We start from the raw sequence: 20,247 nt of genomic DNA on the forward strand, positions 1-20,247 counted from the left end.
CGCAATGAGTGTACTGCGTACCGGGGTGTCCTTCGGGGCACCCCGTCTATCCAATGAACCGGAAGCTGGTGCTTCCTGGCTGAACACGATCCTGAAGGGCGACTGCGTTGCCGCCCTTGAGAAACTGCCGTCCCGGTCTGTGGACCTGGTCTTTGCGGACCCGCCCTACAACCTTCAGTTGGGTGGCGACCTGCACAGGCCGGATCAGTCCAAGGTGGATGCCTGTGACGATCACTGGGACCAGTTCGAGAGTTTCCAGGCCTATGATGCCTTCACCCGCGCCTGGCTGCTGGCCGTCCGCCGGGTGATGAAGGCGGACGGGTCGCTGTATGTGATCGGCTCCTATCACAACATCTTCCGCGTTGGCGCGATCCTGCAGGATCTCGGCTTCTGGATCATGAATGACATCGTCTGGCTGAAGTCCAACCCGATGCCGAACTTCCGCGGCAAACGGTTTACCAATGCCCACGAGACCATGATCTGGGCGGTGAAGTCGAAAGATGCGAAGCCGACCTTCAACTACGATGCGCTGAAGACCTTCAACGAGGACCTCCAGATGCGTTCCGACTGGCACCTGCCCCTATGCACCGGTGCCGAGCGGTTGAAGGGCAAGGACGGACAGAAGGTGCATCCGACCCAAAAACCTGAAGCTCTGCTCTACCGGGTTCTGACGGCCTCCTCCAAACCGGGTGACGTCGTGCTCGATCCGTTCTTCGGGACCGGGACCACTGGTGCCGTCGCCAAGAAACTCGGCCGTCACTATGTCGGCGTGGAGCGCGAGCAGGACTATATCGACGCGGCCACGGCACGTATCGAGGCCATCGAGCCCGGCGATGCCGCATCGCTGGAAATGCAGCAAGGCAAGCGGGCACTGAAGCGCATTCCCTTTGGCACGCTTCTGGAGAGCGGTCTGCTGCAGCCGGGCACGGAACTGAGCTGCCCGAAAGGCAAACATCTTGCCATCGTGCGTGCGGACGGTTCGCTCAAGTCCGGCGACCATACCGGCTCGATCCACAAGGTCGGCGCGCTGGTACAGGGGCAGGAAGCCTGCAACGGCTGGACCTTCTGGCACATAAACGAAGGCGGAAAGACGTCACCTATCGACGACCTCCGCAAGGAAATCAGATCCCGTCTGCAGGCATAAGCAGGCACTCCAAAGAGGAGACTTCGCGTTCCCCGCGAGTTCCACTTAGCCCCGTTTCCCAGAAAGGGAGGCGGGGTTTTCTTTATTTATGAGGGGAACTGCCCGGATCAGGCCGTCACGCACTTCAGGTGCGGCGCCCAGACATCCAGCCATTTGCGGATCTCCACTGCGCTGAGAGGCGGCGAGAAATAGAAGCCTTGAAACAACCGGCAGCCGCAGTTTTCCAGGAATTCCAGTTCCTCGCGCGTTTCAACGCCCTCTGCCAGAACATCTAGACCCATGTTCTGGGCCATTGCCAGCATGGCACCTGCAATCCGCTGCATTTTCGGGTTTCTGTCGAGCCCGGAGACAAAAGAGCGATCAATCTTCAAGGTCGCGACAGGTGTCTCGATCAAGGTGGCGATGGAGGAGTGTCCCGTGCCGAAGTCATCAAGGGCCAGGGCAAAGCCTGCCTGTTCCAGATTGCGGCACTGGGCGATCAATTCCTGGTCCGACTGGTCAAACAGGATCGATTCCAGAAGTTCCAGCTGAATGTCGCCGGGCGTCAGGCCCGCATCGGCAAGTTCGGTCTGCAAAATTGCGGCAAACGCCTCCGACCTGAGGTTGGATGCGGTCACATTCAGGGAGAGCTTGCCGATGTCCTTGCCGTCGGATTTCCATTCCGCAAAATGCGTGAAGGCCTTGCACCGCACCTGCCGGTCAATCTCGGACATGATATTCGCCCTGGTCGCCGTTTCCAGAAAGCGAGCTGGCGGCAGCACCCCTTGCTTCTCGGTCTGCCACCGGGCAACCACTTCCAGGCCGCACACCTGCCCCGTCACGCTGTCTATCTGTGGCTGAAAATAGGGAACGAACTGGCTGAGTTTCAGCCCCCTCTCGATCAGCGAGATCAGCCTGCTGGTCTCCTCGTGCCGCCGGATCATCTCCCTTGACAGCAGCTTGACGGACGATCGGGTGGTCTTGGCGTCGTAAAGCGCGATATCGGAATGCGCGATCAGCCTGTCGGCGTTCTGCACCTGTCCGGGATGAAACAGGACAACGCCTATGCTTGCCGTCACCTGGCAGCTATGGCCGTTGTAGCGGATCGGCTTGGCAATCGCATTCAACAGGCGAAGCGCCATGGCATGGAGCTCTTCCTTGTCCGGGGGCTCTGCCAGAAACAGGGCGAACTCATCCCCGCCGAGGCGCGCCGGAAGATCGTTCGGGCCGCAAAAGGATGTCATTGCCTCCGCCGTCTGCAGGAGAATCATATCGCCTGCGGAGTGGCCGAAGTTGTCGTTGATCGACTTGAATTCATCCAGATCGATATGCAGAAGGGCGAACACTTGCCCGTTATCCTGCAAATGCAACACATCTTCCAGGCGGCGGTGCAGGGCTCCCCTGTTGGCGATTTCCGTCAAGGGGTCCTGCAAGGCCTTCTTTTCCGCTTCTATCTTCGCGGCCTTGAGTGCGGAGGCCATTTTCTGGCTGTCTTCAAGAAGCGTGCGCTGCGCTTCGAAGGAGTAGAAAAGGTCGATTGAAAAATCGTTGGGTTTGAAATCTGCTTCCGTCAGCCTGAACCGTTCGACGACCTGCGACAGGTGAAGGCCGAAGGACAGATCCAGGAATATCGCGTTCTCGTTTCCGGCAGCCAGCGCGAACCCTCGGAACTGTATCGGCGCGCCATCTTGCAGATGTGCCCTCAGAACCAGTTTGGTACCCAGCCCTTCACGGATGTCGGCCATGGATCTGACGTTTCGCGGTCTTTCCACCGTGAAGATGTCGAACAGATCCGCCTCCAGAACTCCTTTCCCCAGAACCCTTTCCAGGGTCGGGCCCAGTCCGCCGATCCGTCCGCGATCATCCAACACGACATGCATGGGAAACAGCATGTCGATGGCCTTGCCGGTCAGATCGAGTTTGGATGAGGTCAAATTCCGGCCTCGGTACTGGTGGGGAGTGGTTCCTTGTCGAGAATCCTGACTTCAAAAATATCGTGATCGAATTGCTCGGATTTCACCGCGACCTGGCTCACCTCGATGCGCTCACCGGTTTCCTTGGCCAGGCCGTGCAGAAGGCCTATCACCATCGGTGCCAGTCCTTCGCGCTCAGAATAGTAATGCAGAATGCAGGAACCATCGTCCTTCTGGTCTACTTCGAAGGAAGGTGGTTTGAGGTGTGGCATCGTCAAGAGAATGCGGTCGTGCATGTCATCCAGCCCCTTCAATTGTTCGATGAAGGAATTGCCGGCGAGCCGCATGAGATTGCCGAAATGCGAAGCCCCCGCAAATTCAACCCAGTACCTGCCGAAGATGTCCATAACCTCCGGCAAGGGCAGGTCGGTGAAGCTGCAAATGGCTTCGATGAGCTTGTAGGTGATGGCATCGTCGTAACTCGACATTCTCTCGAATTCGAGCTGATCCAGTCCCGCGGTATCACAAATGCTTTGCCAGGCCTCGGGGCCATGGTTTTCCGTAATGAAGCTACGAATGCCCTCGTTCAGCATCCCATACATAAAGGCCCCTCCGGAGTTTCTATTGTGATTATACGAATTTGCTTACACCAGCTTTAATTTGCTCCAGACATATTTCCGCATTTAACTCTCATACCGACGAAAATTTACTACTTTTTCGCGAAAATTTTCAAACAACCCCTTTTCGTTTATTTTTGTCGAGCCTAACCATCCCGAAAAACAACAAGGGATACGCACTTCCCCCTACGTCGCCAATTGGGGAAGTTCTTTTCCCGGCGTTTTGCCAACACGGCAATATATCAGCCCGCGGAGCTGAGGCCTTTGGCTTGACTGGTCCGGACCTCCACCGGACAGACAGCTTGCAATCACCATTCAATGCCGCCATCCTCTGCGCTCAAACGAGCGTTCATGGGAGGAACGGATCCGAGGTTTGAGGCCGGCTCAAGGAACCGGCAGCCTCTGGGTCGTCGATCGCTACAATGAAGGACCACGTCGAAACAGTTCTGCGAACCGTACAATCCGCCTCAGCGCCTGCGCTGTCCCGGATCGCCGCGTCCTGGCGCAGATCCATCGACAAGCACGGTCTGGATCCGGCAACCCGCAAGCCGCCTCAGCGCATCGGTGACGACCAGCTTTACCAGCGGCGCGAAGAAACGGGCGCCTTCCTGAAGATCGCGGCCCCCAAGCTGGATCAGCTTTTTGGCCTGGTCGGTCAGTCCGGCTGCACGGTTCTCCTGACCGACGCCGAAGGTGTCATTCTCGACCAGCGCTGCACCTCGGCCGACGCGGATATCTTTCAGGACTGGGGCTTGAGCCAGGGCACCAACTGGAGCGAGGCAGCCGTCGGCACCAACGGCATCGGCACCTGCCTTGCAGAAGAACGCAATCTCATCATTCACCGCCAGGAGCACTTTCTGGCACGCAATGTCGGCATGAGCTGCATGGATGCGCCGATCTATGGCCCGGATGGGCGGCTCGTGGGAGCCCTGGACGTCTCTTCCGCCCGGTCCGACCAGACAGAAGCCTTCAACCGGCTGATTGCCGCCATGGTCTCTCAGACCGCACGGCAGATCGAGATCGAAACCTTCCGCGCCGCCTTTCCTGGCGCCCGTATCATTGTCGCAGATGGAGAAAGCACAGACACCGCGATGCTGGTGGCGGTCGACAGTGACGACATCGTGCTTGGCGCGACCCGTGCCGCCAGAAAGGCCTTCGGGCTCGGCGCGAGCGGCCCGCTGAAGCCTTTGCCCGCTTCAGATCTGCTTGGCCGGGAGGACGGTCCGAGCGGATTTGAAAAGGCGGAAAGAGCGGCCGTCATCCGCGCCCTGACGCGCGCCGGCGGCAACGTCTCGGAAGCCGCTCGCGCGCTCGGCATCGGCCGGGCGACCCTTTACCGCCGCATGAAACGGCTCGGCGTCGACTGAAATCCCGGCCGACCTGTCTCAGAACTGAGACACATTCGAAACACCGCCCTTTTCCCCCTCCTACCGCTTCCAGAGCTCCTCCGGCACAGTCCGCCCATTCCCGGTGGAGGACCGGGACCTTCGGCCCGTCTCGGCTTCAATCGCCGGACTGCCGATCTAGTGGAGGATCCCAGATGAACCAGATGCCCAGCTTTACCGTCGACACGTCGTCGCCGTTCAAGTCCCGCTATGACAACTACATCGGCGGCAAGTTCGTCGCCCCGGTGAACGGACGGTATTTCAACAACATCACACCGATTTCCGGCACAACCGTGTGCGAAGTCGCCCGCTCCGACGCCGCTGACGTGGAGCTGGCGCTGGATGCCGCCCATGCAGCCAAGTACGCCTGGGGCCGGACCCCGGCGGCAGAGCGCGCCAACGTTCTTTTGAAGATCGCCGATGTCATGGAGCAGAACCTCGACATTCTGGCGAAGGCGGAAACCTGGGACAACGGCAAACCGATCCGTGAGACAACCGCCGCCGACATTCCGCTTTCCGTCGATCATTTCCGCTATTTCGCAGGCGTTCTGCGCGGCCAGGAAGGGTCCATGTCGGAGATCGATGCCGATACGGTCGCCTACCACTTCCACGAACCGCTCGGTGTTGTCGGCCAAATCATTCCGTGGAACTTCTCCATCCTCATGGCGGCCTGGAAGCTGGCTCCGGCGCTTGCGGCCGGCAACTGCGTCGTGCTGAAACCGGCCGAGCAGACACCGGCTGCGATCATGGTGCTGGCAGAGCTCATCGGCGGCCTGCTGCCGGATGGCGTTCTCAACATCGTCAACGGCTTTGGTGCCGAGGTTGGCGCACCGCTCGCGAAGTCCAGCCGCATCGCAAAGATCGCCTTTACCGGCTCCACCGAAACCGGCCGGATGATCATGCAGTATGCGACCGAGAACCTCATTCCGGTGACGCTGGAGCTCGGCGGAAAGTCGCCGAACATCTTCTTCTCCGACGTGATGAGCCAGGACGATGCGTTCCTGGACAAGGCCATCGAGGGCTTTGTTCTGTTCGCGTTCAACCAGGGCGAGGTTTGCACCTGCCCGAGCCGCGCCTTGATCCAGGAAGATATCTACGAAGCCTTCATCGAACGGGCGATCGCCCGTGTGAAAGCTATCAAGCAGGGCGACCCGCGCGCCATGGAAACCATGGTCGGGGCCCAGGCCAGCCGTGAGCAGCAGGACAAGATCCTGTCCTATCTGACCATCGGTGTCGAAGAAGGTGCGGAAGTGCTGTGTGGCGGCGCGGAAGCCAAGTTCGACGGCGACCTTTCCGGCGGCTTCTACGTTCAGCCGACCATCCTGAAAGGCCACAACAAGATGCGGGTCTTCCAGGAGGAAATCTTCGGCCCTGTGGTGTCCGTCACCACGTTCAAGACCGAAGAAGAAGCCCTGGCAATTGCCAACGACACTATGTACGGCCTTGGCGCCGGTGTGTGGTCACGCGATGCCAACCGCTGCTACCGCTTCGGCCGCGCCATTGAAGCCGGTCGCGTGTGGGTGAACAACTATCATGCCTACCCGGCCCATGCCGCCTTTGGCGGTTACAAGCAGTCCGGTATCGGCCGTGAAACCCACAAGATGATGCTGGATCACTATCAGCAAACCAAGAACATGCTGGTCAGCTACAATCCGAACAAGCTCGGGTTCTTCTAAAGACTGCCGGCGTTACCCGATCTTGTCCTGGCAGTGATGCGGGGCAGCCTTCGAAAGAGGGCTGCCCCGTTATCCGTTGAAGGCCCGGGCCTTGCGCCTTCATCGTCAAAACTCTTCAGCAATGCCTTCCAGCAAGTCTGCCAGCGCCTTCGGTTCGCTCACCATCGCATCATGCCCGGTCGCTATCTGCGAGACCGGCCAGCCTTTGGCTTGCGCGCGGGCCAAGGCGACTTTTGCAGGCGGATAAGGCGGGTCTGTGCATTCGATGTAGTGAGCCGGAAGGCCGTTCCCGACCGGGTGTTTCAGCTCCAGGGCTGTGGTGAAGGTCCGGAACGGATGCGGGGTCAGGCGCAGTTCCAGAAAGGCAATGTCTTCCGGACGGGTGATGCCGAAGCTTTCCGGTGAGGCTGGCGGCAATGAAAGGCCGCCACTGCTGGATTCCGCGAGTTTCCTCCGATCTTCTGCCAGATCCTTCGGCAGAAAATCGAACCAGGTTTCCCCGCTCTCCAGCATGATCGCGTCGAGATAGACCAGCTTCGCGATGCGTTCCGGCAGGATGTCCGCAACACCGGTGATCGGAATGCCGCCAAAGCTGTGGCCGACAAGGGTGACGTCCCTCAGGTCCTCGCACTGAAGGTGCCGTGCGATGTCTTCCACGAAGGTCTGGATGGTGATGTCAGGCGAAAGAAGATGCAAACGCTCGCCGAGGCCCGTCTGCGTGGGTGTGGTGACGCGGTGCCCGCGTGCCCGCAGAATGGTTGCCAGACGCGACCAGCACCAGCCGCCATGCCAGACGCCATGGACACAAACAAAGGTCCGGTGTTTCAAGTCCCCCTCCCCGATCCAGCGCCTATTCGGCAGCTTCCGCCGCCTTCTGGAAATCACGCCGTTCCTTCAGTTTGTGACCGACTTCGACGATGGCTTCCAGCGCGGGAACGAGATCCTGGCCGAGGTCCGTCAGCTCATATTCGACCGACGGCGGCGATGTCGGCCGGACATGGCGCAACAGAATGCCGCGCCCTTCCAGTTCTGAAAGGCGTTGTGACAGAACCTTGCCGGAAACAGGGGGAATATCCGCCTTCAGCTCGTTGAAGCGGCGCGGACCTGCGCGCAGGCTCCAGATGACGTTGGGTGCCCAGGCGCCGGAAATCACCTTCATGCACTGGGTCAGGCTGCAGGGCTGCGGCGGCTTCGGGCTGAGGTTCTTGCGCATTTTCAATGCCATGGGCACCACATAATCCTTAAAGTTCCAAGGTCACGCGGGAACCATCAGGTTTCTGCCCGGTAACTCGATAATGCAAGTTACCGTTAGAAACCTGCTTGTCAATGGTGACCTAAAATTACACCTTCCGGGCATCGATACGAACCAAGGAGCCAATCGATGAAACTGTTCTACAAACCCGGTGCCTGTTCCATGGCTGCTCATCTCATTCTCAACGAAGCGGGAGCCACCTACAGTCTCGAAAAAGTGGATACATCTGCGGGCTTGACGGAAACCGGCGCGGTTTATGACGAAACCAATCCGCGCGGCTACGTGCCCGCACTGCGGTTTGAAAACGGCGACGTCCTCACGGAAAACGTCGCGATCCTGCATTGGCTTGGCGAGCAATATCCGGACTTTGCGTCCGATAGCGCCGGCAAACCGCTCGACCGGTTCCGAGTCCTGGAATTGCTCAGCTTCCTGTCCTCCGAACTGCACAAGGGGTTCAGCCCTTTCTTCTCCGGCAAGCAATTTTCCGAAGCAGACGCGGCTGATAACCTGGCCAAGCTGAAGATCAGGCTTGGCCAGTTCGATGCCCTGCTGGCCAAGGGCGGCGACTATCTGCTGGGTGATAGCTTCTCCGTTGCAGATGCCTACGCCTTTGTCATCCTGAACTGGACCAACTTCATCGGCGTATCTCTTGGCGACTGGCCGAAGACGGCAGCCTATGTCGAGCGCATCCGCGCCCGTCCGGCGGCCCAGAAGACCCTTCAGGAAGAAGGTCTGGCGGCATGAGCAGTGCCTTGGCTGCGCTGGAAAAGGTCATTTCCGACTATTTCGACGCGCTTTATCACTGCGATACCGACCTGTTGCAGCAGGTGTTTCACGAGCGGGCGATCTACGCCACTGCAGACGAAACACCCCTGCTCTATCGCACGATGGCCGAATATGTGCCGGTCGTCGCCGCCCGCCAGTCGCCGGCGTCCCGGGGTGAGGAGCGCCGCGATGTCATCGACGAAATCCAGTTTGCCGGCGAGAACACGGCCTTTGCCAGGGTTCGCTGCTCGATCGGCAGCAACGATTTCACCGACCTCCTGACATTCGTGCGTGACGAGGGCCGCTGGCAAATCATGGCGAAGATCTTTGAAATCCGGCCCCGTACCGAAGGAGTGACCTGACATGCCTTACGTGAATATCCAGGTGACCCGTGAAAGGGTGACCGCAGAGCAGAAAGCCTGGCTCATCAAGGGCGCGACGGACCTTCTGGTCGATGTGCTCGACAAGAACCCCGCAACCACCTTCGTGGTGATCGAGGAAGTGGACCTTGAGAACTGGGGCGTCGGCGGCCTGCCGGTGGCAGACTACCGGGCAAGGCAACTGGAGAAACAAAGCTGAGCAAACCAAATGAAGCCGGGATCTCCCGGCTTCTTTCTTTGGGGTGCTGCTCAACTGCACGTCACGCAATAAGCACAAAGACGATTTTCAGTTGCCCAAATGCCTCCGGAGTGGTCTGCCTGGGAAGACACATCGACATCAAAGCAGTTCACACATGCCCCGCACACTTTATCAGGACATACTCGGCCCCGACTTCGCAAAGGTTCCGGAACAGATTCGCTACATGCACAGTTTTGCGCGAGAGGCGCGTGGAATCGCGGATGTCAGCAGAGGCACTTCCCTGGCAGCCAGACTGATCTGCCGGCTGGCGAAGTTGCCGGAAGCCCGGATGGGTGTTCGGGTCGAGACCAGCTTTGAACCTATCGCGGGCGGAGAGCGCTGGACACGGCGGTTTGACGGGCAGCCATTCCAAACCGACATGATGGCTGGAAACGGCGAAGCCTATCCCTGCATGCTGGAGCGCCTTGGCCCCTTCCTGTTCAAGATGCAGGTGAGTGCGACCGAACAGGGTATCGACATCACCCCGGCGGAAGTTTCACTCGGTCCTCTATCTCTGCCGCTGCCCCTTGCTCCGAGAGCGGTCGGGCGCGAACGTGTTGTCGATGGCAGGTATAGTTTCAGCGTTGAGGTGACCTTCCCGCTGATCGGGAAAGTCTTCGGCTACAACGGCCGGCTGGAGCCGGCCGTTCTGATCGATGACACGGAAGCCGTCTAAGCGACTCACTCAAATCCCACCAGCGCTTTGCGGCGCTTGCCGACGGATATCGACAGGCGGTCATTGGCCTGAAGATCACCTGTCGCGATACGGCGGCGCGGGTCGTCGACGATCTGGTTGTTGAGACGGACGCCGCCCCCTTCCACCAGCCGGCGGGCTTCGCCGTTGGAGGACGCGAAGCCGACCGCGACCACAAGCTCCAGAAGACCAAGCCCCTCCGCCAGCGTTTTCAGCGGCATACTGTGGGTCGGATCCAGGATCTCGCCTTCGCCAGAGAACAGGGCATCGCCCTGCTGCAAGGCTCCGCGCGCTTCTTCGGGTCCATGCACGATAGCCGTCACCTGGGTGGCCAGGATCTTCTTGGCTTCGTTGAGCTCCGCCCCTTCCAGCGCAGCCAGACGCTCGATCTCGCTCATCGGCAGTTCGGTGAAGAGGCGCAGGCATTTGGCGACATCGGCATCGGCGGTGTTGCGCCAGAACTGCCAGAAGCCGAAGGGCGACAGATGTTCGGGATGCAGCCACACGGCACCGGCGGCAGTCTTGCCCATCTTGGCGCCGCTGGCGGTCGTCAGCAGCGGAACCGTCAGTCCGTGCAGCTTGCGGCCGTCGCGGCGGCCAAGCTCCACACCGTTGACGATGTTGCCCCACTGATCGGACCCGCCAACCTGAAGCGAACAATCGTAGCGCTTTGCCAGTTCCAGGAAATCGACAGCCTGCAGCATCATGTAGCAGAACTCCAGAACCGTCAGCGGCATCTGCGCGTCGAGGCGTGACTTGACGCTGTCGAAGGTCATCATGCGGTTGACGGTGAACTGGGAGCCATAGTTGCGGAGGAACTCCAGGAAGCGGAATTCATTGAGCCATTCCGCATTGTCGACCAGCAAAGCCCCGTCTTCGCCTTCCATGTCGACCAGCCGTTCGACGGATCGCCGTATGGTAGCGATGTTGGCGGCGATCTGGCGTTCTTCCAGCATCGGCCGGGCATCCTTGCGGAAGCTCGGATCGCCGATCTGGCTGGTACCACCACCCAGCACGACAATCGGACGATGGCCGAGCTTCTGCAGCCAGCGCATGGTCATCAGCGGCATCAGGTGGCCGACATGAAGGCTTGCCGCCGTGGCATCAAAGCCTGCGTATGCGGTGATCGGCCCTTTCGACAGAGTCTGGTCGAGCGCCTCGATATCCGTGCATTGGTGCACGAGGCCACGTTCCAGAAGCACGGCAAGTGCTTCCGACTTGAGTTTTGTTGCCGGTTTTCCGGCTTCGATCATATGTCTGGTCATTTTTCGCTTCCTGGTTCCCCCGCCAGGAAGCTCGGGTCTCTAGAAACCAAAAAGCCGCCTGACGCGGCGGCTTTTGAGGTGTCTATGGGGTGAACAAGATCCTACGCAGCCGCCGGTATGTCGGTGACGTAATAAAAATACACGAAGGATGCGCTCATCTTGGTCATGCCATTTTAAATGCGTGAGAGCGGGAAAGGAGTCAAGCCTGTTGTGCCGCCGATATCCGCGACCAGGACAAGTGTAACCGGAAAGCCTCAACACTGTGGCATGGGCAAAGCCCACAATTTAACCCGGATCAAGGATCCCTGGCCAATGCCTGCACAGCCGCTTTTACGAAAGTCCCAGTTTCCGCTCGCCCCGATCCAGGATAAGCGGCACGATCAGGTCTTCCTCGTCATCCAGGTGACGCATCAGGCCGGAGATCAGTGTGTCGCTGACACCGGCGAAACTGTCGGCTGCGCGGCGGATGGCGTCCCGGTCTTTCGTCTGCAATTGCCCGAACAGCTTGTTGGCGCTCTTGATGACCGATTCAATGCGATGATGGATCAGCTCGTGATCGCCTTCGAGTAGCTCGAAGCCATCGACAAGACGCTTTTCCGCTTCCATGAAAACCGGAAAATAGTGCTGATCCTCGATCATGTGATGGTGATGCAACTCGCTCAGGAACTGCTGCAGGCGCGGCGCGAACAGGTTGCCGAACCGGTTCACCGGGATCTTCTGTTCGCGGAAGTCGGTCAGGATAGTGTCCAGGTCACCGCCGAGCTGACGAAAGCCGTTGTGCCGGGCAAGCCAGAATTCGGTCAAGGGCCCGAGGTTCCGGTGTCCCGACCAGTCTTCGCGCGGATTTTCTTTCAGAAGGAACAGCCATTCCTGCGGAAGTCCGGTCCGTTCGTCCAGGTTGGTGCTGTCTGTCATGGCAATCAGAGTCCGGTCATCAAGAGGTTTTGTCGACCTTATACGCATGTTTTGGCCTGTCATGGGGAAACAGTGTGTTCACTCCCCGGGAACAGATGTCACCGCACAAGCCTGCCCAGTACATCCCAGAGCGTTTCGGCGTCTCCCGGCTCCAGATGGTTCGTGAATTCGGCCTCCACCGCAGCCTGGTAACACGGCCACATGGCCTTCAAAAGCGCTTCACCCTCGGATGTAACTCGTACTGACACACCGCGGCCGTCCTCCGGGCTTTTCAGCTTTTCGATGTAACCGGCCGCCGCGAGGCGGTCGAGCAGCCGCGAGACGTTGTATTGCGCCAGCAGCATCCGCTTTTCGATTTCAACCGGACGCAGTGTCCTGTCCTCTGCGCGGCTCAATTCCAGCAGCACATCGTACCAGCCAAGTGGTGGAAATCCATCCGCTTTGAGGCGCGTCTCGACGCGAGCCAGAACAGCGCCGCTCGCCCGCTGCAAACGGGCCCAGGCATCGATGGCGGCAGGCGGGGTTGGGGTGCTCTTGCTCATGCGGGAGAGATAGAAAATTTATGCAAGTGCATCAATCTTGATTTTTCATGCAAGTGCATTCACTTTAATGCAAGTGCATGAAAAGGAGTTTTCAGATGCCAGAAAAGCTTACCCTGATCAGCCATGCGCTTTGCCCCTACGTGCAGCGCGCTGCGATTGTCCTTGATGAAAAGAAGGTACCGTTTGAACGGGTCATGATCGATCTGGCCGACAAGCCGGACTGGTTCCGCGCAGCATCTCCGCTCGGCAAGGTGCCACTGCTCAAACTGGCCGGTGACCGCTATCTCTTTGAATCCGCCCCGATCGTCGAATTCCTGGACGAGACCGAGGGGAGCCGGTTGCACCCGGAAAACGCAGCGGAACGCGCCCGGCACCGAGCCTATGTGGAGTTCGCCTCGCAGATCCTGAACGGCATCGGCGCGCTCTACAATGCAAGCGACGACACGGGGTTTTATGCTGCCGGTGAAGCCTTGCGCGCAAGGTTCCGTCACCTGGAAAGCATACTCGATCCGGACGGCCCCTTCTTTGCCGGGTCATCCTTTTCGCTGGTCGACGCGGCTTTTGCACCGGTGTTCCGTTATTTCGATGTCTTCGACGGTTTTACGGATCTTGGAACTTTTGACGCCCTCGACCGGGTCACGGCCTGGCGTGGCAACCTCGCGGCAAGACCTTCGGTCCGGAACGCCGTCTCGGAAGACTATCCCGCGCTCCTGACCGCTTTTTTGCAAAAGCGCGGTAGCTGGATGTCACATCTGCTTGATCTGCGCAGCCGGGAGAAGGCGCTCCAGGCCGCACAATAGGAGCTTGCGGCGCAGTCGAACCCGGCTGCGCCCGCATCAGGCGAAGGCTGCTCCAAGATGGCTCAACTCGCCTTTCAGCTCCGCCCACTTGTCCGGCCGCGTGGTCAGGGTCGCCGGATCCCTGATTTCAACTTCATAGCCCCGAGCCAGGGCTCCCTTTGCGGTCAACTGCACGCAATGGCAGGCATCGAGACCGACCAGAACCAGCTTGCCGACGCGGTTTTCTTCCAGCCAGGCTTCAAATTGCGGACTGGAGAAGCTGTCACCGATCGATTTTTCGAAGACGGCGGCGCTGCCTACATCAAGCGTCCGGTCGAGTTTCAGCCCGTCGCGACCGGGTGTGCCGATGCCGCCAGCGGCGATCTTCATCGCAACGACCACCGGCCAATCCCGGAAAACGTTCTTGATGAAAGCCACCTGGTGGCCCGCCAATCGATGCGCTTCCACCTGCCGGCTGATTTCGGCAAGAGCCGCCTCTCTCTCGCCTGGATCGAACGCATGTTTGCCGGTGTTGCGGGTGAAATCCTCCTGTACATCAATCACCACCAGAGCGGTGACCGGGCGCAACGCCCTGTCGATCCTTTTGCCCTTTGTCGGCGTCCCCAGCCGCTTCAGGCAATAAACGGCATAGGCAAGAACACCGGCAGCGCAGAGCCCTACCATAGTCCAGATTCCGGTCATGTGACCTCTCCTGTTTTCAAGCTATTCCAGACCCCTGGGCCGGTCCGGGTCGTCCTCGAACGCGGCGAAATGATCAAGCATGGTGCACATGACGCGCTGAGTGGAGCGCAGGTCTTCGTCCGAGAACATCTCGCAGATGGCGTCGATCTCGCTGTTTTCCCGTGCCCGGATCTCCCCGAACCTGTGATGTCCTGCTTCGGTCAGGTCAAACAGCGGCGAACGCTTGTGCGCCGGATTGAGGTGACGCTGGACCAGCCCCTGTTCTTCCAGAGCATTCATAAGAAGCTGGATCTGCTGGCGGGCGAGAAACAGCGCCCGGCCGATATCAGGCACGGCCGTTGGCCCAGCCTCCTCCAGCACTTCCATGACCGCGCGCATGCCGACGGTTACACCGGTGCCCTCCAGTTTGGCCTCCACCGCCCTTGCAAGCCGGCGGTGTACGGGACGTATCAGGCGAATGATTTCGTAAAGCTCGACGGACTTCTTCATAGACACCTCATTTGACAATTTTTATGTCATTTTGACATTTTTATTGTCAACAAGATTTTGAGTTGTCGACTGCGAAAATCCGCTCTTTGCTTTCGCAGTCGAGCAGACGGTGAGCCGGGATGAGGCCTCGACGGTTCGAAAAACAAAAACCCCGGCCGTAGCCGGGGTTTTCAAGCTCTTGCGGATCGCGAGGAGCGTTACTCTGCGGCGGCTGGGGTCACCTCGGCCGGAGCAGGCTCGGTCCACTTCAGGACCGGCTTGCGGGCGGCGCCCGTTTCGTCGAGACGGCGGCGCGGAGCGAGATACGGCGCGCCGGAGAAGCGTTCCGTTTCACCGCGTTTCGCACTCATAACGAGATCGCGCATGGTGGCGATGAAGAGGTCCAGCGCGGCCCGGCTTTCCGATTCTGTCGGCTCGATCAGCATCGCACCATGGACCACCAGCGGGAAGTACATGGTCATCGGGTGGTAGCCCTCGTCGATCATCGCCTTGGCAAAGTCGAGCGTGGTGACACCGGTGTCCTTCAGGAAGCTGTCGTCGAACAGCACTTCGTGCATGCACGGACGCTCGCCGAATGGCAGGCTCATAAGATCCTGCAGGCCGACGCGAACATAGTTCGCATTCAAGACAGCATCTTCAGACGCCTGCCTCAGGCCGTCGGAGCCATGGCTCATCATGTAGGACAGGGCCCGCACATACATGCCCATCTGGCCATGGAAGGCGGTCATGCGGCCAAAGGGCTGCTCATCGTCCTTGGTGGCGGCTTCGGTTTCGACCAGTTCGAGGCCCTTGTCCGTCTTGCGGATGAACGGCAGCGGCGCGAAGGGCGCCAGGCGCTCGGACAGGACAACCGGACCGGACCCCGGACCACCGCCGCCATGAGGCGTCGAGAAGGTCTTGTGCAGGTTGATGTGCATGGCGTCGACGCCGAGATCCCCAGGACGAGCCTTGCCGACGATGGCGTTGAAGTTGGCGCCATCGCAGTAGAAATAGGCGTCCGCCTTGTGGATCAGATCGGCGATCTGCTTCACGTCCCTTTCAAACAGCCCGCAGGTGTTCGGGTTGGTCAGCATGATGCCGGCAATATTGCCTTCGTGTTCGGCAATGGTCTTCTTCAGGGCCTCCAGATCGACGGTGCCGTCATCCTTGGCATCAATGTTGACGACCTTGTAACCCAGGAGCGCTGCCGTTGCCGGGTTGGTGCCATGTGCACTTTCCGGCACCAGCACGATCTTCGGATCGCGGCCGGCTGCCGTGTGCGCTGCCTTGATCGCCATCATGCCGCACAGTTCGCCGTGTGCACCGGCCTTCGGGCTCATCGCGACAGCAGAGGTGTTGGTGGACACCATCAGCCAATGGGCAAGCGCATCAATCAGCTCCAGCGCACCGGGCACGGAGGAGACCGGTTGCAGCGGATGGATGTCGGCGAAGCCCGGCAGGCGGGCCATTTTTTCGTTGAGGCGCGGATTGTGCTTCATCGTGCACGAGCCGAGCGGGTAAAGACCGCTGTCGATGGCATAATTGTTCCGCGACAGGCGCACGTAGTGGCGCATGGCTTCCGGTTCGGCGAGACCCGGCAGGCCGATTTCGGCGGTACGCTTGAAGTTGCCAAGCTCGAACTCGGCGCCCTCGTCCTCGTCCAGGTCGACGCCTGTGGTTTCAAGAGAGCCGAATTCGAAGATCAGCGGCTCTTCCATGTCGAGACCACGGTTGCCGGTGAAAGTCTTCGGGCGGAAGCTCTCCCCGACGTCGCCCGCTGCGGTCGGGCGGCCTTGCGTGTTCATGCTCATGCCAGCACCTCCTTCAGCGCGTCCGCAAAGGCCGCGCGGTCTTCATCCGTGTTGACTTCGGTCGATGCGACGACCAGCAGATTTGCGAGCTCCTTGTTGCCCGGCTCCAGTCGTGAAACCGGCAGCCCTGCGAGAATGCCGCGCTCGGCCAATTGTTCGACCACGTCTTCCGCAACTTTCGGCAGGGCGATTGTGAACTCGTTGAAATAGGCAGAGTTCAGCACTTCGACACCCTGCACGCCGGCCAGCAGCTTCTTCAGCTTCACCGCGTTGCCGTGGTTGATGCGGGCGAGTTTGGTCAGCCCGGCCTGCCCCAGCAGCGACATGTGAATGGTGAAGGCGAGGCAGCAGAGGCCCGAGTTGGTGCAGATGTTCGACGTTGCCTTGTCGCGGCGGATATGCTGCTCGCGGGTGGACAGCGTCAGCACGAAACCGCGCTTGCCTTCCGCGTCCACTGTTTCGCCGCAGAGCCGGCCCGGCATCTGGCGAACATATTGCTGGCGGGTGGCGAAGAGGCCGACATAAGGTCCGCCGAAATTGAGGCCGTTGCCGATGGACTGGCCTTCACCAACCACGATATCCGCACCTTGCGTTCCCGGAGGCTCTATCAGGCCGAGCGACACCACTTCGGTGAAGACCGCGATCAGCAGCGCCTTGTGCTGATGCGCCTTTTCGGCAATCGGCTTCAGGTCGATCAACTGGCCATAGAACGACGGCGACTGGACGACGACGCAGGACGTCTCGTCGTCGATCTGGGACAGGATGTCCTCGGTGCCCGTCGGGTCTGCCGGCAGGCTGACGACCCGGTCGCCGGCCATGTTGGACAGGCCTTCGACGACTTCGCGGTACTGCGGATGCAGCCCGCCGGAAAGGACGGCCTTGTTGCGCTTGGTGACCCGGTGCGCCATCAGCACGGCTTCACCGGTGCCGGTGGAGCCGTCATACATGGACGCGTTGGCGACATCCATGGCGGTCAGCCGCGCGACCTGGGACTGGAACTCGAACAGGTACTGCAACGTGCCCTGCGTGATTTCCGGCTGATACGGCGTATAGGAAGTCAGAAACTCCGACCGCTGGATCAGATGGTCGACCGTTGCCGGCACATGGTGCTTGTAGGCACCAGCCCCAACAAAGAACGGTACAGAACCGGCGGCCGTGTTTTTGGAGGCCATGGCGGAGAGCTTGCGCTCCACTTCCATTTCGCTGGCCCTTTTGGGAAGGTCGAGCAGACCTTTCATGCGAACGTCTTCGGGGATATCCGCAAAGAGTTCGTCGACAGATTTGACGCCGACGCGCGCAAGCATGTCGCTGCGGTCGGTATCGTTCAAAGGCAGGTAGCGCATCAGGCAGCTCCCAAGGGTTGATCTAAAAACGGACCGGCATGAACCACGCTCTCATTTCGTCATCCCGGGTGAAGGGAATGCGATCCCGGACCAGAGAGCCGGCAGGCTCCCGGTTACGGGTTCCCCGATCCCGGGTCGGCGCCATTGCGCCATCCAGGAGGACGGAGGAGAGAACTGGTTGCCATCCAGAGCATGGAACCGGCCACGACAGCGTGCGGCCGAGTCCGCACATTCAGGGTGCGACGAGGCGGAGCGGTTCGGGCTCCACAACGATCTCGCAGTTCACGGAGTTGGCGATGAAACAGACGTCATGCGCCTTTTCATGCAGATCCGTCAGCCAGGTCGGGTCCGGATTTTCCTTTGCAACCAGCGTGATTGCAGGCCGCAAAACCACTTTCGTGATCGCCATCTTGCCCCGCGCCACACGGCTCATCTGGCCCTGGGCACGGTCGCTGTAGCTGGCGACAACGAAGTTCGCCCGCCGGGCCAGATCCAGAAAGGACATCATGTGGCAGGACGAGATGGCGGCGACGAAAGCCTCTTCCGGATCGACGGCGGCTTCAATGGAGTACGGCAGGGGTACCACCGTGGGCGATGCGCTTGCGGGAACCTCCAGGCCGCCGTCAAAACGCCATATATGCCCTCTGGAATAAGCATTTGCGGCGTAGTCGCCGTCGCATGCCCATTCCACCTGTGCCGTGTAGTAGTGCCCTGCCATGAATTACAACGTCTCCACGTACGCCTTGTAGGCTGCCTCGTCCATGAGGTCGGACAGCTGATCCGAATTGCCGACGGTCATCTTGATGAACCATGCAGCGCCTTCCGGATCTTCGTTGACTTTGGCCGGTTCGTCCACCAGCGCATCGTTGGCTTCAACGACTTCGCCGTCGATCGGTGCGTAGACTTCGCTGGCAGCCTTGACAGATTCGACAACAGCAGCTTCATCGCCCTGCGACAGCGCCTTGCCGGCTTCCGGCAGTTCCACGTACACGACGTCTCCGAGCTGTTCCTGCGCGTAAGACGTGATGCCAATGGTGGCGGTGTCGCCGTCAACGGCAATCCACTCGTGGTCTTTGGAGTAATAGGTGGTCATATTGTGCGTCCGTTATCTGGAAAGTGTCATGCTTTGGGTTTGCGGTAATACCGGTTCGGAACAAACGGCATGTCCGCAACGGTGGCGGGCAGGCGCTTGCCTCTGACGATCAATTCAAGGGACGTGCCGATTTCGGAATGCTCCGCCGGCACATAGCCCATGGCAATCGGTGCACCCACGGTGGGCGCAAAACCGCCGGATGTGACGGTGCCGATCACCGGCCCATCGGGCAAGGCGATCTCGGCGCCTTCCCGCGCGGGGGCCTTGCCATCAAGGCGCAGGCCGACGCGGATACGGCCAGGGCCGTTTTCAAGTTCACCCTGAATGCGCTCAGCACCGGGAAAGCCGCCTTCTTCGCGGCGACGCTTCTGCATGCAAAAGGTGATCGCGCCTTCGACCGGCGAAGTCGTCTCGTCGATGTCATGGCCGTAAAGGCAAAGCCCGGCTTCGAGACGCAGACTGTCGCGGGCGCCAAGGCCGATCGGCTCCACCCTGTCGTCGGCCAGCAGCGCGCGGGCAATGGCCTCGGCGGCGCCTGCCGGCACGGACATCTCGACGCCGTCCTCGCCGGTGTAGCCGGCACGGGCAACGTGACAGTCGATCCCGTCGAATTCCATTGGTGCTGCGGCCATGAAGCCGAGGTCAGCCGCCTGCGGGGCATGTGCGGCAACGGCGGCGACAGCTTCCGGGCCCTGAACCGCGATCAGCGCGCGGTCCTCGATCACTTCAAGGGTTACGTTTTCAGGCAGTCTCTCGCGCAGATGTGCGTAGTCGACATCCTTGCGGGAGGCGTTGACCACCAGCATCAGCTTGCCGTCTTCGTCTTCGGACAGCGGGCGAGTGACCATCAGATCATCGATGATGCCACCCTCGTCGTTGAGCAGCACCGTGTAGCGCTGACGGCCGTGACCAAGCTCGACGAAATTGGACGGGGTCAGGGCTTCCAGCGCCCGTGCCGTTGTTTCGTGATCGGGACCGATCAACAGGGCCTGGCCCATGTGGGAGACATCGAAAAGGCCGGCCTTCGTGCGCGTCTGCTGGTGCTCGGCCATGATACCGGCCTTGTATTGCACGGGCATGGAATAGCCGGCAAACGGCACCATGCGTGCACCCAGTTCAACATGAAGGTCGTGAAGAGGCGTTTGTTTCAGATCTTCGTCTGCAACGGTTTCCGCCATGAACGGTCCTCGTATTCGGGGTTGCGCAGTCCCGAATCGGCACCTTTAGGTCCTGATCCGTCTGCACCCCCTCTGTCCGAGTACCTGAGAGATTTCCCGCCCGGCGCC

Annotated in this window: 22 protein-coding genes; 8 read left to right on the forward strand and 14 right to left on the reverse strand. The window is 60.0% G+C overall.

Annotation, left to right across the window (positions count from 1 at the left end; all coding sequences use genetic code 11):
* Positions 1–4: 4 nt before the first annotated feature.
* Positions 5–1,144 carry a site-specific DNA-methyltransferase gene (locus V1T76_RS02380; RefSeq protein ID WP_330559015.1) on the forward strand — a complete coding sequence of 380 codons (1,140 nt, stop codon included), beginning with the start codon at positions 5–7 and terminating at the stop codon, positions 1,142–1,144.
* 107 nt (positions 1,145–1,251) lie between these two features.
* Here the strand turns inward: V1T76_RS02380 and V1T76_RS02385 are convergent, their stop codons facing one another.
* Together V1T76_RS02385 and V1T76_RS02390 are read right to left on the reverse strand one after the other, a co-directional pair.
* Positions 1,252–3,057 (reverse strand): putative bifunctional diguanylate cyclase/phosphodiesterase, encoded by a 1,806-nt coding sequence (locus tag V1T76_RS02385; protein WP_330559016.1) that lies wholly within the window; start codon positions 3,055–3,057, stop codon positions 1,252–1,254.
* Positions 3,054–3,629 carry a heme NO-binding domain-containing protein gene (locus V1T76_RS02390; RefSeq protein WP_330559017.1) on the reverse strand — a complete coding sequence of 192 codons (576 nt, stop codon included), beginning with the start codon at positions 3,627–3,629 and terminating at the stop codon, positions 3,054–3,056. The genes V1T76_RS02385 and V1T76_RS02390 overlap by 4 nt, the downstream gene beginning before the upstream one ends.
* A 446-nt stretch (positions 3,630–4,075) precedes the next feature.
* Between V1T76_RS02390 and V1T76_RS02395 the strand changes: the two genes are divergently transcribed.
* Both V1T76_RS02395 and adh read left to right on the forward strand, forming a co-directional pair.
* On the forward strand, positions 4,076–5,020 hold the full coding sequence (locus V1T76_RS02395; RefSeq protein WP_330559018.1) for a GAF domain-containing protein: 945 nt from the start codon (positions 4,076–4,078) through the stop codon (positions 5,018–5,020).
* Positions 5,021–5,193: 173 nt separating this feature from the next.
* On the forward strand, positions 5,194–6,714 hold the full coding sequence (gene adh, locus V1T76_RS02400) for an aldehyde dehydrogenase (protein ID WP_330559019.1): 1,521 nt from the start codon (positions 5,194–5,196) through the stop codon (positions 6,712–6,714).
* Between the two features lie 105 nt (positions 6,715–6,819).
* Here the strand turns inward: adh and V1T76_RS02405 are convergent, their stop codons facing one another.
* Together V1T76_RS02405 and V1T76_RS02410 are read right to left on the reverse strand one after the other, a co-directional pair.
* On the reverse strand, positions 6,820–7,542 hold the full coding sequence (locus tag V1T76_RS02405) for an alpha/beta fold hydrolase (protein WP_330559020.1): 723 nt from the start codon (positions 7,540–7,542) through the stop codon (positions 6,820–6,822).
* A gap of 22 nt (positions 7,543–7,564) precedes the next feature.
* Positions 7,565–7,939 (reverse strand): winged helix-turn-helix transcriptional regulator, encoded by a 375-nt coding sequence (locus tag V1T76_RS02410; protein WP_006935745.1) that lies wholly within the window; start codon positions 7,937–7,939, stop codon positions 7,565–7,567.
* A gap of 156 nt (positions 7,940–8,095) precedes the next feature.
* Here V1T76_RS02410 and V1T76_RS02415 point away from each other — a divergent pair, with 156 nt between their 5' ends.
* The 4 genes from V1T76_RS02415 (at position 8,096) to V1T76_RS02430 (ending at position 10,025) form a co-directional block, all read left to right on the forward strand.
* Positions 8,096–8,710 (forward strand): glutathione binding-like protein, encoded by a 615-nt coding sequence (locus V1T76_RS02415; protein WP_330559021.1) that lies wholly within the window; start codon positions 8,096–8,098, stop codon positions 8,708–8,710.
* Entirely contained in the window at positions 8,707–9,093 is a 387-nt protein-coding gene (locus tag V1T76_RS02420; RefSeq protein WP_330559022.1) for a nuclear transport factor 2 family protein, read from the forward strand. Before V1T76_RS02415 ends, V1T76_RS02420 begins: the two co-directional genes overlap by 4 nt.
* Before the next feature lies 1 nt (position 9,094).
* Positions 9,095–9,310, forward strand: a complete 216-nt coding sequence (locus V1T76_RS02425) for a tautomerase family protein (RefSeq protein ID WP_330559023.1) — start codon at positions 9,095–9,097, stop codon at positions 9,308–9,310.
* A 154-nt stretch (positions 9,311–9,464) separates the two neighbouring features.
* Positions 9,465–10,025: a DUF4166 domain-containing protein gene (locus tag V1T76_RS02430; RefSeq protein WP_330559024.1), complete on the forward strand. Its 561-nt coding sequence runs from the start codon at positions 9,465–9,467 to the stop codon at positions 10,023–10,025.
* A 5-nt stretch (positions 10,026–10,030) separates the two neighbouring features.
* Here V1T76_RS02430 and tyrS read toward each other — a convergent pair whose 3' ends face one another.
* The 3 genes from tyrS to V1T76_RS02445 form a co-directional block, all read right to left on the reverse strand.
* A complete protein-coding gene (gene tyrS / locus V1T76_RS02435; RefSeq protein WP_330559025.1) occupies positions 10,031–11,308 on the reverse strand; it encodes a tyrosine--tRNA ligase in 1,278 nt (425 codons plus the stop codon).
* Between the two features lie 330 nt (positions 11,309–11,638).
* Positions 11,639–12,223, reverse strand: coding sequence for a hemerythrin domain-containing protein (locus V1T76_RS02440; RefSeq protein ID WP_330559026.1), 585 nt, complete (start codon positions 12,221–12,223; stop codon positions 11,639–11,641).
* Between the two features lie 98 nt (positions 12,224–12,321).
* Positions 12,322–12,765, reverse strand: coding sequence for a MarR family winged helix-turn-helix transcriptional regulator (locus tag V1T76_RS02445; protein WP_330559027.1), 444 nt, complete (start codon positions 12,763–12,765; stop codon positions 12,322–12,324).
* A gap of 95 nt (positions 12,766–12,860) precedes the next feature.
* On the opposite strand from V1T76_RS02445, the gene V1T76_RS02450 reads away from it, so the two are divergent.
* Entirely contained in the window at positions 12,861–13,565 is a 705-nt protein-coding gene (locus V1T76_RS02450; protein WP_330559028.1) for a glutathione S-transferase family protein, read from the forward strand.
* A 36-nt stretch (positions 13,566–13,601) separates the two neighbouring features.
* On the opposite strand, the gene V1T76_RS02455 is transcribed toward V1T76_RS02450, so the two are convergent.
* The 7 genes from V1T76_RS02455 to gcvT form a co-directional block, all read right to left on the reverse strand.
* Complete coding sequence (locus V1T76_RS02455; RefSeq protein WP_330559029.1) at positions 13,602–14,246, reverse strand: cysteine hydrolase family protein; 645 nt, start codon at positions 14,244–14,246, stop codon at positions 13,602–13,604.
* 21 nt (positions 14,247–14,267) lie between these two features.
* Positions 14,268–14,735, reverse strand: a complete 468-nt coding sequence (locus tag V1T76_RS02460; protein ID WP_330559030.1) for a MarR family winged helix-turn-helix transcriptional regulator — start codon at positions 14,733–14,735, stop codon at positions 14,268–14,270.
* A gap of 197 nt (positions 14,736–14,932) precedes the next feature.
* Positions 14,933–16,525 (reverse strand): aminomethyl-transferring glycine dehydrogenase subunit GcvPB, encoded by a 1,593-nt coding sequence (gene gcvPB / locus V1T76_RS02465; protein WP_330559031.1) that lies wholly within the window; start codon positions 16,523–16,525, stop codon positions 14,933–14,935.
* A complete protein-coding gene (gcvPA, locus tag V1T76_RS02470; protein ID WP_330559032.1) occupies positions 16,522–17,868 on the reverse strand; it encodes an aminomethyl-transferring glycine dehydrogenase subunit GcvPA in 1,347 nt (448 codons plus the stop codon). Before gcvPA ends, gcvPB begins: the two co-directional genes overlap by 4 nt.
* A 232-nt stretch (positions 17,869–18,100) precedes the next feature.
* Positions 18,101–18,586 carry an OsmC family protein gene (locus tag V1T76_RS02475; protein ID WP_330559033.1) on the reverse strand — a complete coding sequence of 162 codons (486 nt, stop codon included), beginning with the start codon at positions 18,584–18,586 and terminating at the stop codon, positions 18,101–18,103.
* Positions 18,587–18,589: 3 nt separating this feature from the next.
* Complete coding sequence (gcvH, locus tag V1T76_RS02480) at positions 18,590–18,961, reverse strand: glycine cleavage system protein GcvH (protein ID WP_330559034.1); 372 nt, start codon at positions 18,959–18,961, stop codon at positions 18,590–18,592.
* Positions 18,962–18,987: 26 nt separating this feature from the next.
* Entirely contained in the window at positions 18,988–20,139 is a 1,152-nt protein-coding gene (gene gcvT, locus V1T76_RS02485; RefSeq protein ID WP_330559035.1) for a glycine cleavage system aminomethyltransferase GcvT, read from the reverse strand.
* Between the last annotated feature and the right edge of the window lie 108 nt (positions 20,140–20,247).

Origin of the sequence: Roseibium sp. FZY0029 (assembly GCF_036350355.1) — a bacterium.
Classification (GTDB): domain Bacteria; phylum Pseudomonadota; class Alphaproteobacteria; order Rhizobiales; family Stappiaceae; genus Roseibium.

What these genes read in the sequence shown, in the direction of transcription:
- V1T76_RS02380 (WP_330559015.1), top strand. Translation starts at nt 5, where the DNA reads ATGAGTGTACTGCGTACCGGGGTGTCCTTCGGGGCACCCCGTCTATCC.
- V1T76_RS02390 (WP_330559017.1), bottom strand. Translation starts at nt 3,629, where the DNA reads ATGCTGAACGAGGGCATTCGTAGCTTCATTACGGAAAACCATGGCCCC.
- V1T76_RS02395 (WP_330559018.1), top strand. Translation starts at nt 4,076, where the DNA reads ATGAAGGACCACGTCGAAACAGTTCTGCGAACCGTACAATCCGCCTCA.
- adh (WP_330559019.1), top strand. Translation starts at nt 5,194, where the DNA reads ATGAACCAGATGCCCAGCTTTACCGTCGACACGTCGTCGCCGTTCAAG.
- V1T76_RS02410 (WP_006935745.1), bottom strand. Translation starts at nt 7,939, where the DNA reads ATGGCATTGAAAATGCGCAAGAACCTCAGCCCGAAGCCGCCGCAGCCC.
- V1T76_RS02415 (WP_330559021.1), top strand. Translation starts at nt 8,096, where the DNA reads ATGAAACTGTTCTACAAACCCGGTGCCTGTTCCATGGCTGCTCATCTC.
- V1T76_RS02420 (WP_330559022.1), top strand. Translation starts at nt 8,707, where the DNA reads ATGAGCAGTGCCTTGGCTGCGCTGGAAAAGGTCATTTCCGACTATTTC.
- V1T76_RS02425 (WP_330559023.1), top strand. Translation starts at nt 9,095, where the DNA reads ATGCCTTACGTGAATATCCAGGTGACCCGTGAAAGGGTGACCGCAGAG.
- V1T76_RS02430 (WP_330559024.1), top strand. Translation starts at nt 9,465, where the DNA reads ATGCCCCGCACACTTTATCAGGACATACTCGGCCCCGACTTCGCAAAG.
- tyrS (WP_330559025.1), bottom strand. Translation starts at nt 11,308, where the DNA reads ATGACCAGACATATGATCGAAGCCGGAAAACCGGCAACAAAACTCAAG.
- V1T76_RS02440 (WP_330559026.1), bottom strand. Translation starts at nt 12,223, where the DNA reads ATGACAGACAGCACCAACCTGGACGAACGGACCGGACTTCCGCAGGAA.
- V1T76_RS02445 (WP_330559027.1), bottom strand. Translation starts at nt 12,765, where the DNA reads ATGAGCAAGAGCACCCCAACCCCGCCTGCCGCCATCGATGCCTGGGCC.
- V1T76_RS02450 (WP_330559028.1), top strand. Translation starts at nt 12,861, where the DNA reads ATGCCAGAAAAGCTTACCCTGATCAGCCATGCGCTTTGCCCCTACGTG.
- V1T76_RS02455 (WP_330559029.1), bottom strand. Translation starts at nt 14,246, where the DNA reads ATGACCGGAATCTGGACTATGGTAGGGCTCTGCGCTGCCGGTGTTCTT.
- V1T76_RS02460 (WP_330559030.1), bottom strand. Translation starts at nt 14,735, where the DNA reads ATGAAGAAGTCCGTCGAGCTTTACGAAATCATTCGCCTGATACGTCCC.
- gcvPB (WP_330559031.1), bottom strand. Translation starts at nt 16,525, where the DNA reads ATGAGCATGAACACGCAAGGCCGCCCGACCGCAGCGGGCGACGTCGGG.
- gcvPA (WP_330559032.1), bottom strand. Translation starts at nt 17,868, where the DNA reads ATGCGCTACCTGCCTTTGAACGATACCGACCGCAGCGACATGCTTGCG.
- V1T76_RS02475 (WP_330559033.1), bottom strand. Translation starts at nt 18,586, where the DNA reads ATGGCAGGGCACTACTACACGGCACAGGTGGAATGGGCATGCGACGGC.
- gcvH (WP_330559034.1), bottom strand. Translation starts at nt 18,961, where the DNA reads ATGACCACCTATTACTCCAAAGACCACGAGTGGATTGCCGTTGACGGC.
- gcvT (WP_330559035.1), bottom strand. Translation starts at nt 20,139, where the DNA reads ATGGCGGAAACCGTTGCAGACGAAGATCTGAAACAAACGCCTCTTCAC.